This window comes from Paenibacillus woosongensis, assembly GCF_030122845.1.
In the GTDB taxonomy this organism is placed as follows: domain Bacteria; phylum Bacillota; class Bacilli; order Paenibacillales; family Paenibacillaceae; genus Fontibacillus; species Fontibacillus woosongensis_A.
The window spans coordinates 200,512-218,553 of sequence record NZ_CP126084.1; the positions used below are offsets into that span (position 1 = coordinate 200,512).

The 18,042-nt window shown below is 46.6% G+C and carries 15 protein-coding genes and 1 other RNA gene; 13 read left to right on the forward strand and 3 right to left on the reverse strand.

Translation table 11 applies throughout. From position 1 onward, the window contains the following. Nucleotides 1-5 precede the first annotated feature (5 nt). From tpiA to smpB, 6 genes are all read left to right on the forward strand, one after another. The gene (tpiA, locus tag QNH46_RS00980; protein ID WP_283926530.1) at nucleotides 6-758 is read left to right on the forward strand and encodes a triose-phosphate isomerase; all 753 of its coding nucleotides are present in this window, start codon (nucleotides 6-8) and stop codon (nucleotides 756-758) included. Further along, on the forward strand, nucleotides 759-2,306 hold the full coding sequence (gene gpmI, locus QNH46_RS00985) for a 2,3-bisphosphoglycerate-independent phosphoglycerate mutase (RefSeq protein ID WP_283926531.1): 1,548 nt from the start codon (nucleotides 759-761) through the stop codon (nucleotides 2,304-2,306). A 29-nt stretch (nucleotides 2,307-2,335) separates the two neighbouring features. After that, on the forward strand, nucleotides 2,336-3,622 hold the full coding sequence (eno, locus tag QNH46_RS00990; protein ID WP_283926532.1) for a phosphopyruvate hydratase: 1,287 nt from the start codon (nucleotides 2,336-2,338) through the stop codon (nucleotides 3,620-3,622). 972 nt (nucleotides 3,623-4,594) lie between these two features. Beyond that, nucleotides 4,595-4,828: a preprotein translocase subunit SecG gene (gene secG / locus QNH46_RS00995; protein WP_155612437.1), complete on the forward strand. Its 234-nt coding sequence runs from the start codon at nucleotides 4,595-4,597 to the stop codon at nucleotides 4,826-4,828. Nucleotides 4,829-5,065: 237 nt separating this feature from the next. Further along, complete coding sequence (gene rnr, locus QNH46_RS01000; protein WP_283926533.1) at nucleotides 5,066-7,648, forward strand: ribonuclease R; 2,583 nt, start codon at nucleotides 5,066-5,068, stop codon at nucleotides 7,646-7,648. A gap of 197 nt (nucleotides 7,649-7,845) precedes the next feature. Beyond that, nucleotides 7,846-8,325: an SsrA-binding protein SmpB gene (smpB, locus tag QNH46_RS01005; protein WP_283926534.1), complete on the forward strand. Its 480-nt coding sequence runs from the start codon at nucleotides 7,846-7,848 to the stop codon at nucleotides 8,323-8,325. 77 nt (nucleotides 8,326-8,402) lie between these two features. On the opposite strand, the gene QNH46_RS01010 is transcribed toward smpB, so the two are convergent. Beyond that, nucleotides 8,403-9,437, reverse strand: coding sequence for a DUF2167 domain-containing protein (locus QNH46_RS01010; protein ID WP_283926535.1), 1,035 nt, complete (start codon nucleotides 9,435-9,437; stop codon nucleotides 8,403-8,405). Between the two features lie 345 nt (nucleotides 9,438-9,782). On the opposite strand from QNH46_RS01010, the gene ssrA reads away from it, so the two are divergent. The 4 genes from ssrA to QNH46_RS01030 all read left to right on the forward strand — a co-directional run bounded on the left by ssrA (nucleotide 9,783) and on the right by QNH46_RS01030 (nucleotide 12,476). Next, nucleotides 9,783-10,146, forward strand: a transfer-messenger RNA (tmRNA) gene (ssrA, locus tag QNH46_RS01015). A 325-nt stretch (nucleotides 10,147-10,471) separates the two neighbouring features. Continuing rightward, complete coding sequence (locus QNH46_RS01020) at nucleotides 10,472-11,122, forward strand: type III toxin-antitoxin system ToxN/AbiQ family toxin (protein ID WP_283926536.1); 651 nt, start codon at nucleotides 10,472-10,474, stop codon at nucleotides 11,120-11,122. Nucleotides 11,123-11,373: 251 nt separating this feature from the next. Continuing rightward, on the forward strand, nucleotides 11,374-11,670 hold the full coding sequence (locus QNH46_RS01025) for a helix-turn-helix domain-containing protein (protein ID WP_283928312.1): 297 nt from the start codon (nucleotides 11,374-11,376) through the stop codon (nucleotides 11,668-11,670). Beyond that, complete coding sequence (locus QNH46_RS01030) at nucleotides 11,592-12,476, forward strand: IS3 family transposase (protein ID WP_283926537.1); 885 nt, start codon at nucleotides 11,592-11,594, stop codon at nucleotides 12,474-12,476. The genes QNH46_RS01025 and QNH46_RS01030 overlap by 79 nt, the downstream gene beginning before the upstream one ends. Before the next feature lie 388 nt (nucleotides 12,477-12,864). Here the strand turns inward: QNH46_RS01030 and QNH46_RS01035 are convergent, their stop codons facing one another. Then, nucleotides 12,865-13,188, reverse strand: coding sequence for a hypothetical protein (locus QNH46_RS01035; protein ID WP_283926538.1), 324 nt, complete (start codon nucleotides 13,186-13,188; stop codon nucleotides 12,865-12,867). Nucleotides 13,189-13,569: 381 nt separating this feature from the next. Beyond that, the gene (locus QNH46_RS01040; RefSeq protein WP_283926539.1) at nucleotides 13,570-13,701 is read right to left on the reverse strand and encodes a hypothetical protein; all 132 of its coding nucleotides are present in this window, start codon (nucleotides 13,699-13,701) and stop codon (nucleotides 13,570-13,572) included. An 84-nt stretch (nucleotides 13,702-13,785) separates the two neighbouring features. On the opposite strand from QNH46_RS01040, the gene QNH46_RS01045 reads away from it, so the two are divergent. The 3 genes from QNH46_RS01045 (at nucleotide 13,786) to QNH46_RS01055 (ending at nucleotide 18,036) form a co-directional block, all read left to right on the forward strand. Further along, nucleotides 13,786-15,039, forward strand: coding sequence for a mechanosensitive ion channel family protein (locus QNH46_RS01045; RefSeq protein ID WP_283926540.1), 1,254 nt, complete (start codon nucleotides 13,786-13,788; stop codon nucleotides 15,037-15,039). Nucleotides 15,040-15,398: 359 nt separating this feature from the next. Continuing rightward, entirely contained in the window at nucleotides 15,399-16,892 is a 1,494-nt protein-coding gene (locus QNH46_RS01050) for a type I restriction-modification system subunit M (RefSeq protein ID WP_283926541.1), read from the forward strand. A 1-nt stretch (nucleotide 16,893) separates the two neighbouring features. Beyond that, a complete protein-coding gene (locus QNH46_RS01055) occupies nucleotides 16,894-18,036 on the forward strand; it encodes a restriction endonuclease subunit S (protein ID WP_283926542.1) in 1,143 nt (380 codons plus the stop codon). The last annotated feature ends 6 nt before the right edge of the window (nucleotides 18,037-18,042 follow it).

The window sequence follows — 18,042 nt, forward strand, 5'->3', positions numbered from 1 at the left end:
ACCGCATGAGAACACCGATCATTGCAGGGAACTGGAAAATGTTCAAAACCGTTCCTGAAGCAAAAGCTTTCTTCGAAGCGGTGAAAGGCAAAGCGGAGGTAGAAGGCGTTGAGAGCGTAATTTGCGCTCCTTTCACGAATCTGCCAGCTTTGGTCGAAGCGGCTAAAGGAACGAAAATCAAAATTGGTGCTCAAAACCTGCATTTCGAAGATGAAGGTGCATTTACCGGTGAAATCAGCGGTGGAATGCTGAAGGATCTGGGCGTCGATTATGTCATTATCGGGCATTCCGAACGCCGGGCTTACTTCGGAGAGACGGATGAAATCGTGAATAAGAAAGTTCACGCTGCATTCAAGCATGGCTTGACTCCGATTCCTTGTGTCGGCGAGAAGCTGGAGGAGCGCGAGGCTGGCCAAACGAAGGAAGTCGTTAAGGTGCAAACCGAAGCGGCGCTCAAAGGATTGTCCGCAGAGCAGGCCGCACAAGTGGTTATCGCTTACGAGCCGATCTGGGCGATCGGAACGGGCAAATCCTCTACGGCTCAGGATGCGAATGAAGTGATTTCCTACATCCGCAGCCTGGTTAAAGATTTGTACAATGAAGAGGTTGCCGGCAAAATCCGTATTCAATACGGCGGCAGCGTAAAACCTGAGAATGTGAAGGAATATATGGGCGAAAGCGACATCGACGGCGCGCTTGTCGGCGGTGCCAGCCTGCAGCCTGCTTCGTATATTCAACTGGTCGAGGGGGCGCAATAAATGGCAGCTCCAAGACCTGTAGCACTCATCATCATGGACGGCTTCGGCCTGCGGAATACGACGGAAGGCAACGCGGTTGCCCAGGCTTATAAGCCGAACTACGACCGCTACCTGAAGGAATATCCGAATACGACACTGACGGCTTGCGGCGAGGCGGTAGGCCTGCCGGAAGGGCAGATGGGGAACTCCGAGGTAGGTCACTTGAACATCGGTGCAGGCCGCATCGTGTACCAAGATTTGACCCGGATTTCCAAGTCGATCCGTGAAGGCGAATTTTTCGAGAACGAGACTTTGGTCGATGCCGTGCGCAGCGCCAAGGCTAACGGGAAGAAGCTGCATCTGTACGGGCTTCTCTCTGACGGCGGCGTACACAGCCACATTGACCATATGTTCGCGATGCTCGACCTGGCGAAGAAGGAAGAGATGAACGAGGTCTATATCCACGCATTCCTGGATGGCCGCGACGTGGCTCCGGACAGTGCGAAAGGCTTCATCGAGCGTCTCATTGCCAAAATCGAGGAAGTCGGAGTAGGCAAAATCGCCACAGTGCAAGGACGCTACTATGCAATGGACCGCGACAAACGCTGGGATCGCGTAGAGAAGTCCTACCGCGCCATGGTATATGGCGAAGGGCCGAAATACACCGATCCGATCACAGCCGTGACGGAATCCTACGAGAAATCGGTCTTCGATGAATTTGTTATGCCGACTGTCATCGTGGACGGACATGACCAGCCGATCGCGCTTGTCGAGTCCGGCGATTCGGTTGTGTTCCTGAACTTCCGTCCTGACCGGGCGATTCAATTGTCGAACGTATTTACGAACAAGGATTTCCAAGGCTTTGACCGGGGGCCGAAGTTCCCGCAAGGTCTGCATTTTGTCTGCCTGACGCTGTTCGCAGAGACGGTAGAGGGATATGTAGCCTATAAGCCGAAGGATCTGGACAATACGTTTGGCGAGGTTCTTGTACAGCATGGGAAAACTCAGCTTCGCATTGCCGAAACGGAGAAATACCCGCACGTCACATTCTTCTTCAGCGGCGGACGTGATGTTCAGCTGCCAGGCGAAACGCGTGTGCTGATCAACTCGCCGAAGGTGGCCACGTACGACCTGAAGCCGGAAATGAGCGCTTATGAAGTGGCTGAAGCTGCCGTGAAGGAGATCGAGTCCGATAAGCATGATGCGATCATTCTGAACTTCGCGAACCCGGACATGGTAGGCCATTCCGGCATGCTGGAGCCAACGAAGAAAGCGGTGGAAGTCACCGACGAATGCGTAGGCAAAGTGGTGGATGCCGTTAAGGCAAAAGGTGGCGTCGTCATCATTATCGCCGACCACGGGAATGCCGATATGGTATTTGATGAGAACGGCCGTCCGTTCACTGCGCACACGACGAACCCGGTTCCTTTCATTGTAACTGATGAGAATGTTATACTACGTGAAAGCGGCATCCTGGCGGATGTGGCGCCAACGCTTCTGGATTTGATGGGTCTGCCTAAACCGGAAGAAATGACAGGCACCTCGATGATCGCCAGCCGCAAAGCATAAAAAATACACATATCAAAGGAGACTATACAATGACTATTATTTCTGACGTATACGCTCGCGAAGTCCTAGACTCCCGCGGTAATCCGACGGTAGAAGTTGAAGTATATCTGGAGTCCGGCGCAATCGGCCGCGCTATCGTTCCTTCCGGCGCTTCCACGGGCGCTCACGAAGCAGTTGAGCTGCGTGACGAAGACAAATCCCGTTACCTGGGTAAAGGGGTATTGAAAGCTGTTGAGAACGTAAACGAAATTATCGCTCCTGAAGTGATCGGCATGGACGCTTTGGATCAACTTGGCATCGACAAGCTGATGATCACTTTGGATGGAACGCCTAACAAAGGCAAGCTCGGCGCGAACGCGATCCTGGCTGTGTCCATGGCTGTAGCCCGCGCAGCAGCTGACGCTCTGGATCTGCCGCTGTACGTATACCTTGGCGGATTCAACGCGAAGCAGCTTCCAGTTCCAATGATGAACATCGTGAACGGCGGCGCGCATGCGGACAACAACGTTGACGTACAAGAGTTCATGGTTCTGCCTGTAGGCGCACCTACTTTCAAAGAAGCACTTCGCGTAGGCGCTGAAGTTTTCCATAACCTGAAATCCGTACTTAAAGCAAAAGGCCTGAACACAGCAGTAGGCGACGAGGGCGGCTTTGCTCCTAACTTCACTTCCAATGAAGATGCGCTGTCCTCCATCATCGAGGCGATCGAGAAAGCAGGCTACAAACCAGGCGTAGATGTTATGCTTGGTATGGACGTTGCTTCTACTGAATTCTTCAAAGACGGTAAATACCATCTTGAAGGTGAAGGCAAATCCTATACTCCAGCTGAGTTCGTTGATTTGCTGGCTTCTTGGGTGGACAAATACCCAATCGTTACGATCGAAGACGGCTGCTCCGAGGACGACTGGGAAGGCTGGAAATTGCTCACTGAGAAATTGGGCGACAAAATCCAACTGGTTGGTGACGACTTGTTCGTAACGAACACGGAGCGCCTTGAAAAAGGGATCAAAGAAGGCATCGGTAACTCCATCCTGATCAAAGTAAACCAAATCGGTACGCTGACTGAAACCTTCGACGCGATCGAAATGGCGAAACGCGCAGGCTACACGGCAGTGATCTCGCACCGTTCCGGTGAGTCCGAAGACAGCACGATCGCTGACATCGCTGTAGCGACAAACGCTGGCCAAATCAAAACGGGTGCTCCTTCCCGTACAGACCGTGTTGCCAAGTACAACCAATTGCTTCGCATCGAAGACCAATTGGGCGAGCTGGCTCAATACAACGGCTTGAAATCTTTCTACAACCTGAAACAATAGTCTGGAGCAGATCTTCAGCATCTATTGATAGTTACTCCCGTATTCTCTGGAATGCGGGAGTTTTTTTGTTGATGATCTGAGATAAATATTGTATAACCCTAAAATAAACGACAGGTCTGTCCCAGAAGTCATCAAAGATGACTGAGGGGCGCCCCATTCTTTGGCTCATCTTATATAGGCTATCGAACTCTAAAATCCCACTCTGTGGCCTATGTTATATAAGCTGTCGAACTCGAACACTAAATGGAATTCATGTATCTAATTATGCTCTAAACGAATGTTTTAGGGGAGTAGATGGATTTCATGTACCTAAAATCAAGAATCCCGCCCATGGTGGACAATTCCCTTCTTCTAACGACATGAAATCCATTTAAATCTGCTTTCCTTTCTTTGCCGCAGAAACTAACTACTATAATTCCATTTAGAATTAGAAACCTGCGATTCATGCTCGGCGTAAAAGCGAGTGGAGAGCCGTGTAATTGATAGTATTTGATGAGCCTACAAATGATTTAGGTTAGTCCCAGAAGATTCAGAAAACAAGAGCATACTTTTTGTTGGCTAATTTCTGAGCTTTAGAAGGAAGATGAATCTATGAATAAAAATGAAAAGTACAGAGAGTTTACTGTTAAGTATGATCACAATCAGGTCGTGGCATATACAGATCCAACATATGTCTTAAGAATAGGAGCAAAGAACGACAAAATATATTGAAATGGACAGTACTTCTACGTGCAAATTAAGGATGGAACTTTATCCTGAGCTTCTCGCAAAAATAATGAAGCACCTGCAACCGTTGGATTAGCTGCATCGAATGTTTGGATGGAAAACGCAGGAGGTTCTTTGCTTATTTAGGTTGTCATTCCATGGATGCTATGGTACAATGATAATGCTGTTTTTCTGTTTATGACATGATACCATCATCATGATACTCGTTGAAGCAATTTGGATGTTCTCACTTAGGAGGTGGATTCAATGGAATTGTTTTTGAAAATATTGCTTATTATTTTTTCCATCGGTGTAATCACGGCAGTCCTTCTGCAGGAAGGTAAAAGCGCGGGTCTGACCGGCGCCATCTCCGGAGGAGCGGAACATCTGTTTGGCAAAGCGAAAGCGCGCGGCATGGAGCTTGTTCTGGAGCGGGCTACTGTTGTACTTGCTGCTGGATTCTTCATTCTGGCCATTGCCGTTGCCGTTGTTATTAAATAGGATACCGTATATAAGAGAGCCCTCGTTCCTTGCGAACGGGGGTTTTTTGCATTGGTTTTCAGGTGAAATCAAATTGGGGGAAAAATGCAGCTCGGCGATTTAAGGAGAAACGGATGCGGACGGTTAATTTCGTGTATACTAGGGTATATACATGAAGGGTAATTCGTGGAAATTGGTTCCCAACATATAAAATACATAACCGGTTAAGGACAAGCCGAGCCGGGCCGAGGTGAGTTTATGGTAACAGAATCAGAGCTGCTTGATTTTATGCGGGAGACCGCTTATAAACCGATGACCTATCAGGAGCTTGAAGAGCATTTCCATATTGCGGACGCGAAGGAATTCAGGGAGTTCCTGAAGCTGCTGAATCGTTTGGAGCAGGAAGGGAAAATCATACTGACGCGAACTCACCGTTACGGCATGCCGGAGCGGATGGATTTAGTGCGGGGGCGGCTGCAGGCGCATGCCAAAGGCTTCGCATTTCTCATTCCAGAGGATCGCGAGCACCCTGACGTATATATTCATGCCAATGATCTCAAAAGCGCGATGAACGGCGATACCGTGCTCGTGCGCGTCAATTCGAAAAGCATAGCCGGCGGCAAGCTGGAGGGCGAGGTGGTACGGGTCGTTACCCGGGCCGTGACCCAGGTTGTCGGCGTATTTCAGAACGAAGAGGCTTATGGCTTCGTCATCCCGGATGACAAGCGGATTAATCGCGATATTTTCATTCCGAAAGAGGGCTTTAACGGTGCGGCCAACGGCCAGAAGGTCGTCGTGCGGATCGTGCAGTACCCGGAAGGGAGAGCCGCGGCCGAAGGCGAGATTATCGAAATTCTCGGGCATAAGGATGACCCGGGCGTCGATATTCTGTCGATCATTCGCAAGCATCAATTGCCGGAGGCTTTTCCGGACGATGTGATGGAAGAGGCGATGAGCGTCCCCGATGAGATCGACCCGGCGGAAATTGCCAAGCAAGGGCGGCGCGATCTGCGGGATAAGGTCATCGTGACGATCGACGGTGAGGATGCGAAGGATTTGGACGATGCGGTGAACGTGGAGCGTCTGCCGAACGGCAACATTAAGCTGGGCGTGCATATCGCCGATGTCGGCTATTATGTACGCGAGAAATCGAAGCTCGATCAGGAGGCGTATAACCGCGGGTGCAGCGTGTACCTTGTGGACCGTGTAATTCCGATGCTGCCGCATCGGCTGTCGAACGGCATATGCTCCCTGAATCCGAAGGTAGACCGGTTCACGCTGTCGTGCGAGATGGAATTCAACGAGCAGATGAAGGTCGTGAAGCATGATATTTTTACGAGTGTGATTCGCACGAAAGAAAGGATGACCTACACGAATGTGCGCAAGATCGTCGAGGACGAGGATCCGGAGGTAACGGCGCGCTACAGCGAATTGGCCGATATGTTCCGCCTGATGAAGGAGCTGGCGCTCAAGCTGCGGAGCAAGCGGATGCGCCGCGGGGCGGTGGACTTCGACTTCGAGGAATCGAAGGTGATCGTGGATGAGAACGGCAAGCCGACGGATATTGTCAAAAGAGAGCGCTCGATCGCGGAGCAAATCATCGAGGAATTCATGCTGGCGGCCAACGAGACGGTGGCGGAGCATTTCCACTGGCTGAAGGTGCCGTTCATTTACCGGATCCATGAAGACCCCGATCAGGAGAAGCTGCTCAATTTCATGATGTTCGTCGCCAATTTCGGATACTCGGTTAAGGGCGGCAAAGGCGACCGTGTTCATCCTCGCGCGCTGCAGTCGCTGCTGGAGGATATCCAGGGGACGAAGGAGCAGACGGTCATCAGCACGATGATGCTGCGTTCGATGAAGCAGGCGAAATACGATGCGGAGAGTACGGGGCATTTTGGGCTGGCTGCTGAGTTCTACACGCATTTCACCTCGCCGATCCGGCGTTATCCGGATTTGGTCATTCACCGGGTCATTCGCGAGGTTATCGAGAGCGGTGGGACCCTGCCGGCGGCGCGGGAAGAATATTTGGCCAGCCGGATGCAGGAGATCGCCCAGCAATCGTCCGAGCGCGAGCGGGTCGCTGTGGAAGCCGAGCGGGATACGGAGCAGCTGAAGAAAGCCGAATTTATGCTCGATAAGGTCGGGGAGGAATTCCCGGGCATTATCAGCAGCGTGACGAGCTTCGGGATGTTCATCGAACTGGAGAATACGGTGGAAGGCTTGATCCGCCTCAGTGCGATGACGGACGATTACTACCACTTCCATGAGCAGCATATGGCGCTGATCGGTGAGCGTACGTCGAAAATCTACCGCATCGGCGATGAGGTCGAAATTCGCGTGGCCCGGGTCAATATGGACGACCATACGATCGATTTCGAGATGGTGAATATGAAGCCGCGGCGCCGGGGAGAAGGCATTGAAGACGGCTTCGGCGGGCGCCCGGGCGGTAAAGGCGGCGGCAAGCCGTGGCAGGCGGCAGGCGGCAAAGGCGGCAAGAACGGCGGCGGTAAGGCCGGGAAGAAGGCTGGAGCGGGCAAAGCCTTCGGCAAAGCCGGTAAAGGCGCCGGCGGCAAGGGCAAGGCTGCGGCCGGGGGCAAGCGCGGCAAGCGTGGCGCTGGGGCGGCTGGGGATGCCGGGCCAGCGGTAAGCTTTGGCTTCGGCTCCGGCAAGGGCGGCTATGGCGCCGGGCCGGCGGCCACGAGCCGCAAAGCGGGCGGCAGCAGCGGCGCGGGCAAGGGCTCGCGGCGGAAGAAGACGTCCGCGAGCGGGATTTTCATCGGCGGCGGCAGCAGTGGTGCGCCGGGCGCCGATGGGGAGCCGCCGCGCAAGAAGCGGTAGCTCTTGCGCGAGCGGCTCGCCCGCCCGTGGGCTGTGCCCGGGCTGAGGTGGCCGCGCCCACGTGTGGTGGCGGCCGGGGCTTTGCGCCGCGCCGCGGTGCGGGGGCGCCTTGATTTTGCCTCAGGGAGTTGATACAATTAATTTCTGGTTGTACTAGAGTCAGTGACCTGGCAAAAATGGCGGTGGGGAGGATGAACATGGGCAAGAAGAATGATGGTAAGGTATTGGCGCAGAACAAGAAGGCTTCCCATGATTACTTCATCGAGGATACCTTTGAGGCAGGAATGGTGCTGACCGGTACCGAAATCAAGTCGATCCGGGGCGGCAGAGCGAACATCAGCGATGCATTTGCGACGATCCGCAACGGCGAGATTCACATTCACAATATGCATGTGAGCCCGTTCGAACAAGGGAATCGGCATAATCCGACGGATCCGACACGAGCACGCAAGCTGCTGCTGCATAAGGCACAGATCAACAAGCTGCTCGGCCTGTCGAAGCAGGAAGGGTATTCGATCGTGCCGCTGAAGATATATATCCGCAACGGCTACGCCAAGCTGCTGATCGGCCTTGGTAAAGGGAAGAAGCAGTACGACAAGCGGGAAGCCGCAGCCAAGCGCGATGCACAGCGCGATATTCAGCGCATCCTTCGCGAGAAGCAGAAGGTGGCGCGGTAATTTACTACAATAACAGCCAAAACCTCGGATCGCAGCGGCATCATGCTTGCTGCAATCCGAGGTTTTTTTGATGCCTCCTAAAGAGAGGTTGGCGGCTTTTTATTTTCCTCTTCCAATTCGAATTTGGATTTGAATCTCGAGTCTTCGTCAGCCTCCTGCTGCGGATCGCTTGGATGGGAGCTGTGATCTGCTCCGTCCGCTTGGTTAGTCTCTTCAGCCGGATCTTCCTGCTGTTTCTTCTTGCCTTTCCCGCGGAGCTTGTTGAACAGCCATACGAACGGCAGGATTAACACGAACCAGAATTTTTTGATCAGGACGGCAAGCAAGCCGAACAGTCCTGCTTTTTTGGCGACCGCCAGTCCCGCTCCGCCCAGAATGAGTCCGGTCAAACCCATCGAGGATTTTTTATCGACGGCAGGATCAAAATCCTCATAGGTTTTCCCTGGGTTAATTACGAGGTTGGGCAGGATGTCGCGCTCCAGAGTCGCGCGGTCTGCGGCCAGGTGCTCAGGGTCGGAGGCCAGAATGACGGATAGGTAACCCGTACGCGTCAATATACGGACGTGATAGTTAATGATTTTTTCTCCTTTGTAATTGTGGAGAAGCAAGGACCAGGTGAGGCTCCGCAAGGATTCGTCATATACCGGTGCGATGTCCCAACCATCCACATAAAGACGGCTATGCTCTGCAACTTCTTTGTTGGCTTCTTCCGTGCCTGCTTTGAAGCTGTCCAGAAGCTTGTCGGCATCAATTTTGGTCTTCTCGTCATCCGATATATGACCCGAATCTACGTATTCAAAGTAAGCGATCCAGTAAGCATCTTCGTCTATAGGAAAAACAGCTCCGATCTCTAAATCAGAAGGGATCTGCCCATATTCTCGGATATAGGTCTTGATATCAGTACCATTTAAAAATACGTAATCCTCATTAATCGTAACTTGTGCGATGTCTCCCACGGGAAGCGGTTGATTCGAGCCTTGAATCCAGTTCAGGCTGGTTTCGTTGACAGCTTCAGCACTGACGGATAAAGGCGCGGCCAAGGTACTGATGACTAGAATCCAGGCCATCATAAAATGTGTTGCATGACTTTTGAAAAAACAGTTAATTTTCATAACATCCTCCAATATTCGTTTGTCCAACCATTTATATCGGAGAATGTTGTTATATTTTGTAGATTAATGTTTAATATTACCTTGAAAGCTATAATTAGCGGCCGAGAAACTTGCATTTCGTTGTTCGGGTTGCTACAATTATGGTCTACCTGCCATTAAATCACCAGACATGAAACGTGGTGAAAGTGGTATAATGGTTATAGTCCAATTGAGGCGATATTCGCTGAGTTGGTTATATTAAGTGCAAACAGCACTTATGCTCGGATTGAACCGGCAATCGCAGCCGACGCATTCGAGTCGCCGTTTAAGGCGGGCGGTTCGTTGTAGACCGCTTATCCTTATTTCGGGGGCGTTTTTGGATTCGACGGGGGTAGATCGAGCATAGGTAGCGGGTAGTGGGGACGCGTCCGCTTTATCAACGCTAAAGCCAATTAAACGGCAAACAACAAACAAACTACGCTCTCGCAGCTTAATAACCTGCAGACGTGCTCTCGCTCTGTATCGCCCATGTACCGGGATGAGGGCTCAACTTTAGTGGGATACGCTGTCTAGTCTCCGCCTGCGGCTAGCTGAAGAAGACAAACAGGCTGACCCGAAGGGAATCCGGTGACGGGGAGTCTCTAGGGTGACATCAAAACTGTCACTACACCCGTAGAAGCTTATGTGGCGTTGCCTTCGGACAGGGGTTCGACTCCCCTCGCCTCCACCATGAAAGCCCAGTCCTCATGCGGACTGGGCTTTTCTTATGCTCATATTTGTAGACCACCGTAGACATCAGGATTTTGAGTGAGTTTGAAGTAGTTTATTCGTAGACATTTTGTCTACTGGGTTACTTTTGTTGTTGTAAATATTATGAACTTGTAGTTTGGAGGGAACTGTAACATTTTAAACGTATCTAAATACATTAGTACATAAGATTCTACTCCAAGGGGATAATAAGGATATCGTTTTTTTCATTTCCACTTGAGTTGTTTTTTACTTTTAAATGTGGTAATATGGTCTCAAAGCGGAGAGGTCCTGCCATAAAGTGGACGATGAAAAAAGCGGAGAGGTCCTACCACAAAGTGGACAATGAAAAAAGCGGTGAGATCCTACCACAAAGTGGATCTGAGAAGAAGGCGACGGTTAGATCGTCGTCTTTTTTTATTGAAGGAGAGGCTGTGGGGAAATTAAAGATTTACGAGGTTGATAGAGCCTACACTGATTATTTGCGGAAGTTTGATGATCGTATCCCAGAAGAGAAGGCTCACATACAAGCAAAAACAAGAAAGTATGTCGGTCTACTATTCGAAATTAATTCTTGTAAATACTTTGCTCCTCTGAGTTCTCCAAAGAAAAAGTTTAAAACGATGAAGAACGATAAGGACTTCTTGAAAATTGAGGGTGGTCGTTATGGAGCTATTAATTTCAATAACATGTTCCCTGTTCATGATGATGCAATAAAAAATTATAATATTAATGCCGAGCCAGATAAAAAGTATCAGATTGTTTTAAAGAAACAAGCTATTTTTATTAGGAAGAATAAGGACAATATTTTGAGAAATGCACGGGAATTGTACGATTTGATGACCGAAGATAATGAAGAATTTAAAAGTGAGAGATCAAGACTTGAAAAACGATGTTGTCGGTTCAAGTTGCTCGAGGAAAAAAGTAAAATGTACGGAAGCTCATTATCTAAGGTGTAAGGAAGCTAGTCTAAGAGTCATGGCGACCATATTCTTAGTCGCCACCACTGCATTTTTCGTGCCGAAAGCACAACTAAATAGATGAGCATACCTTGAACCCCCCCCCAGGAAGCTAACATACACCAAACTGAAGTGCACCCCTTAGAATGGAAATTGGAAAAACCCCTTGGTTTAACCGATGAATTCTAGGGGGTGCATTTTTAATGGCGATTAAAGGTCAAAAGTTTAAATCTTATTCAGAGGAACTCAAGATGGAGGCCATACGCCTGCACGTAGAGGAAAAATGGACATACCGGCAGATCAACGAACATCTGGGTATCCAAGACAAAGACCGAATGAAACGGTGGATGCGGAAATATCGAGAGCAAGTTGAGTTTGGATTACTGGATCAGCGAGGAAGGCGAAAGGAGTATTTGGATCAAGAACGATATGTGCAGCAGCTGAAGCGGGAGAATGAGATGCTAAAAAAGTGTTTGGAAATTGGGATGAGGGAGGTAAGAAAGAACGTTTCAAACTCGTCGAACAAGCAGCCCAGCGAGGGCAGGTAGCTGAGCTGTGCCAGCTATTTGGTGTTTCCAGAAGTGGTTACTATGCCTATTTGAAGCGGAAGAATTATGACCGGGATGCCGAGGCCAAGCGTCAAGTTAGCACAGTGTATCAACGCTATGAAGGAAGGTATGGTTATCGGCAGCTCCAACTTTCCTTGTGGCAGGATGACGGCGTATGGATGAACCACAAGAAGGTATTACGCCTGATGCAAGAGCTTGGTCTTCAAGCCAGTATTCGCCGGAAACGCCGGCTTAATATGAAGTACCAGGTTGGAGAACGTGTGGCTGAGAATTTGCTTAAGCGAGACTTTACAGCAGATCAACCCAACCAGAAATGGGTGACGGATGTGACTCAATACCGGGTGGGCGAGCGCTGGCTGTATCTTTCGGCCGTAAAGGATTTATTCAACAATGAGATCGTGGCTTATCAGCTCAGTGAGCGTAATGACAATGAACTCGTTCTGCAGACATTCGCCAAAGCCTTTGCCAAGCAAAAAGACGTGACCGGACTCGTCGTTCACAGCGACCAGGGATTCCAGTACACGTCTCATGCTTACCACGACATGCTGCCAAAGGTTGGCGCCCAAATCAGCATGTCTCGTCGGGGCAATTGTCTAGACAATGCCTCCATGGAGAGCTTCTTCTCGCATCTCAAAACGGAAGGGCTCTACCCCTATCATATCCGAAGTTTAGCTGAAGCACAAAGCCGAATCGAAAAATACATACGATTTTATAACCGACGGCGACCACAGCGCAAATTAAATAAACTGACGCCGATAGAGTATCGGCGCCAGTTTACAGCCTAGGTGTTTTTTTCAATGTCCACAAAATTGGGGCTTGACAAGTTAGAGCCTTAGATAAGATTAAGGTTTTTTACTTCTCTGCTACCGGGTACCCACATTGCGCGAGGCACAAAACGACCAATGGAACCGGTGAATTTCCGGGTCGCTTGGTCGTTTCGTGGGTGGTGAGCTGAGGGATTCTAAAATCCAATAAGGACAGAATTAGTTGTATTTATAATTCACATAAGAAGAAACTAAATGATCGTAATCCGCATATTGTCTAATACTACCTACAAAGAGGGAATCAAGTACCGTTTTAAAAACTCCTAATGTGGAGAGGTAAGGACCTGCAACTGGAAGAAAAGAGGCTCCAAACCATGCAATACCTTCATAAATTGTTGTTTCGCTTTTCCTATGTTCTTGCATCCGTAGGATTTAAATAAAGTTGATGTATTTCAACATCAACTCTCCCACCAGCAGCAAAGTACCGAGAATATGCATATCCTCCCTTAAGGGGTACGTCGGTTTCTGCAAAGGGACTTACTGAACCTTTTGGCAATTTTCGTTCAACAAAAAAATCCGCTGGAACTTCTACATCTTTAGGAAGTACATCTCGAATTGCTTGTTTTACTGGGTCAACGGAAGGAGCTACTACTGGTGCTGCAGAAGCCCCAACTGCTCCCAAAAGCATTGAAACAAGAGTAAGAGACAAAACAATAGACAAAATTCTCGCCATTATATACCTCCATATGAATTATTTTACATATTTAGTATATAACATATAATAATATTTACCTACTATTTTTTTATATAATATTCCAAATATGTATATAATAATACCTAGAGCGAATATGATTAACGCTGTACCTATACTCCCCAATTTGAGAACAACAAATAAAATAGAGAATCCCATCAATAATTGACCTAACCAATGAATGTATTTGAGCATTTTAAAAGCCTCCTTGTAATAACAAATGAACTTAGAACTACATGCGGATCAAGTGTAGTGAAAATCGCCTTATGGAACACCACTATAAACCATATTTTACTTAAATAACATATATTAGTATTAATTATATCGAACAAACAATGAAAATGCACCATAACAATCATCCTGTTACGCCAGTGACATCTGGCAACCGCCGTGCCGGCCCCAGTCATAATTACAATCTCCAGCCCAGAAGCGCTCCATAACTTTGGCGAGCTTCTTCTCATAAAAGCTCGAGTCTGGGTATTGTTTTCCGGCCATTCTCGGCCTCCTTCTTGGACTTTGCTTAGCACTAAAATCTAACTTATAATTATAGGCTAATCTATACTGCGTTAGGAGGAGACCATGGAATTTATCAAAAATCAACTAGACGGATATGGCATGAGCGAACAAACCATTGGATATCTTTCGAATATGATCATGGTCGTTTTTATAGCTGTGGTCTGTATACTGGCTAATTTCATAGCCAAAAAAATTGTGTTGAAGACGATTATTCATATCGTTCATAACAATAGGTATACGTGGGATAATATTATTTTGGAGAAAAAAGTGTTCCATAAGCTGTCGCATCTCGTGCCAGCCATCATCATCTATTATTCTGCGTCCACCTTTCTGCCCTATCAAGCTTTGATTGAAAAGGCCGCATTAACGTACATGATTATCGTAGCCATCGCGGTGTTTAATGCGCTGCTCAATGCTTTTGATGCGATTTATCGCTCGTATGAAGTCTCTAAGATCAGACCGATTAAGGGATACATTCAGGTAGCGAAAATCGTTCTATTCATCGTTGGCGGCATTGTGGTGATCTCGAACCTCATCGGCCAGAATCCCTTGATCATTCTCAGTGGCCTTGGTGCTTTATCGGCTGTTCTGATGCTCATCTTCAAGGATTCCATATTAGGCCTGGTGGCAGGCGTTCAATTATCATCGAATGATATGGTGCGTGTCGGTGACTGGATTGAAATGCCTAAATATAATGCGGACGGCGATGTGATCGACATTACGTTAAACACGGTAAAGGTGAGGAATTTCGACAAGACGATCACGATGATTCCGAGCTACGCCCTCATCTCGGACTCGTTCAGGAATTGGAGAGGCATGCAAGTATCCGGTGGCCGAAGGATTAAGCGAAGCTTCCATATCGATACGAGCAGCATAGGCTTCTGTACCGAGGAAATGATTGAGGAATTCAAGAAAATTCACTACCTTACCGATTATGTCACGACAAGATTAGATGAGATTAACGCATACAATCGGGAACACCAGATTAATACGGAAAGCAAAGTGAACGGTAGACAGCTTACAAATGTGGGTGTATTCAGGGAATACATCCATCAATATTTGCGGAATCATCCGAAAATTCATCAGGAAATGACGTTGATTGTCAGACAGTTAGCACCGGGAGATAACGGTCTGCCATTGGAAATCTACGCTTTCAGCAATGATACTAACTGGGCAGTGTATGAATCGGTTCAGGCGGATATCTTTGACCACATTTTTGCGGTTGCGCCGACATTTGGGCTTCGCGCCTTCCAAAATCCAACGGGCCACGATATCGCCCAGCTCAAAGAAAGCACGCAATTTTCGCGCGGGTATTGAGATCGGAAGTAAGTTGAAGCGATATGCAAGGTGAAGGAGCACCCGTAGACACCTATGTGGCGTTGCCTTCGGACGGGGGTTCGACTCTTCTCGCCTCCATTCTCAAAACCTGCTCATTGAGCGGGTTTTTCTTATTAAATGATAAATTGTAGTTTAGATGTAGAAACAACAAGGAATTGTCAAGAACTTTGTCAAAGAAAAACTAGAGCTGAAAATGAAGCTAGAACAGGTTTTGAACAATTAAAGGATTGGTAAGCTGAATGCTTATACTCAAATGGGCATTGTCATACATTTAGTTTAAAATAGATCGTAAGAGAAGGTGTCTGCATTGGGTACCTTAATAAAATGGAGGTTACAACATGATTACAGGTGAGATCAAAAACAAAATTGATAGCATTTGGACGACATTATGGACAGAGGGGAATACAAACCCTTTAACAAATATTGAGCAATTAACATACTTACTCTTCATTAAAGGCTTAGATGAAGGTGAACTGAAAAAGGAAAACGAAGCAGAATTTTTAGGGCTTGAATATCAAGGGATTTTCTCGGAAATGCCAGCAGACGTCAATGAAGTGCAAAAGAAGCACTGGCCAATGATGCGTTGGACACAGTTTAAGAACTTACCTGCCCAAGAAATGTATGAAGTAATGGTGAGTACGATTTTCCCTTTTATCAAAACGTTAGGTGGTAAAGAAGAATCTGCATTCTCAAAGTATATGAAAGATGCCATGTTCCAAATTAATAAGCCTGCTACATTACAAAAAGTAGTAACCGCACTGGATAGTATCCCAATGGAAGAGCGTGATACAAAAGGGGACATTTACGAGTACTTATTATCGAAGCTACAACAAGCGGGGACAAATGGTCAATTCCGTACACCACGTCATATCATCAATATGATGGTAGAACTCATGAAGCCGTCACCAGAAGATATCATTATTGATCCGGCAATGGGTTCAGCGGGTTTCCTGGTTTCAGCAAGTGAATATTTACGAAAGAACCATCAAGACTTGTTTTTAGTACAAGGGTTAAATGAGCATTTCCACAACCACATGTTCTATGGTAACGATATGGATACAACGATGCTACGTATTGGGGCTATGAACATGATGTTGCACGGGGTAGACGCTCCAAATATTGATTACCGTGATTCACTATCTGAGGAAAATAGAGACGCGGATAAATACACATTAGTACTAGCGAATCCACCATTTAAAGGATCGTTAGACTATGATGCGGTATCGAATGACTTATTAAAAATAGCGAAAACGAAGAAAACAGAGCTACTATTCATATCGCTTATTTTACGTACGTTAAAGGCTGGTGGACGTGCTGCGGTCATTGTACCGGATGGTGTTTTATTTGGTAGTTCAAATGCACATAAGGCCATTCGTAAAGAAATTATCGATAACAATAAATTAGAAGCTATCATTTCAATGCCAAGTGGCGTATTTAAGCCGTATGCAGGAGTTTCAACAGGGATTATGATTTTCACGAAAACAGGTACAGGCGGAACGGATCACGTATGGTTCTATGATATGAAAGCAGATGGTTACTCGTTAGACGATAAACGCGCACCAATTGAAGCGAATGATATTGAGGATATTATTGCCCGTTTCAGTAACTTACAAGGTGAAGTAGAACGTAAACGTACAGAGCAATCATTCTTTGTGCCAGTGGATGAGATTCGTGAGCAAGGGTATGACTTGTCAATTAATAAGTATAAAGAGGTTGAGTATGAGGAAGTGGAGTATGATTCACCAAAGGAAATATTATCAAGAGTAAAAGCTTTAGAGCACGAAATTCATGAGGGTATAGAAAAGCTTAAACAATTATTGGAGGGGAAATAACATGGTTGAAAATCTAATCGAATTAGGTGACTATGTTAAAATTCTATCCGGTTATGCATTTAAATCAAGTTTATTTAATGAGAACCAAGAAGGCATGCCTTTAATTCGTATTAGGGATGTCACTACAGGAATAATTAAAACTTTCTATAACGGCGACTACCCAGAACAGTATATCGTTAAGTTTGGAGATTTATTAATTACTATGGATGGGGAGTTTAAAATCAAGAAATGGGTAGGGGAAGATGGTTTATTGAACCAACGGGTATGTAAAATAGAAAGTGCTAGTGAATTACTAGATACGGAATATTTACTATACCTAATGCCTTCAATCTTGAAAAAAATTGAAGACCGGACTCCTTTTGTAACAGTTAAGCATCTATCTGTAAAGGATATTCAGAAAGAAGTGGTCAATTTACCCAGTTTAAATGAACAAAGAAAGATTGTTGAAATACTACATGATACAAATAATATTATTGAAAAACGCCAATCCCAAATCACAGCGTTAGATGAATTAACGTCAACATTATTTGTGAATACATTGAAAGGAAGACTTGAAAATGTTTACTTAGAAGATTTGATTATCAGTACTCAAAATGGAATGTCTCGAAGAGGCGATGATGCGAACGGAAAGATAGTATTAAAATTGAAGAATGTGAAAGGTAATACTATCAATTTTGAAGAGATTAACCGAATCGACTTACAGGAAAAAGAAAAAGAAAATTATAAATTGAATGTGGAAGATTTATTGATTGTAAGGGTAAATGGAAACCCAAACTATGTAGGTAGAAGTGCTGTATTTACAGGCTTTGATGAAGATGTCTATTTTAATGATCATATTATTAGAACGGTCGTGAAAAATGTGAATGTTGGATATCTGTCTTTTTGGTTGAATAGCCCATTAGGAGTATCTGAAATTCAAAAGAATGTAAAGACTTCTGCAGGACAATACACTATAAGTCGTGATGGTTTAAATAAAGTTAAATTGAGATTACCACTGCAAGCAATTCAAGATGAATTTATAGATAAAAAGAGTGTAATAGATAACCAAAAGAGGAAATTGAATGAATCTTTAGAGCAAATGAATATTCTATACAACTCCCTACTCCAAAAAGCCTTCAAAGGCGAACTCTTCCAAGAACAATAACTATCT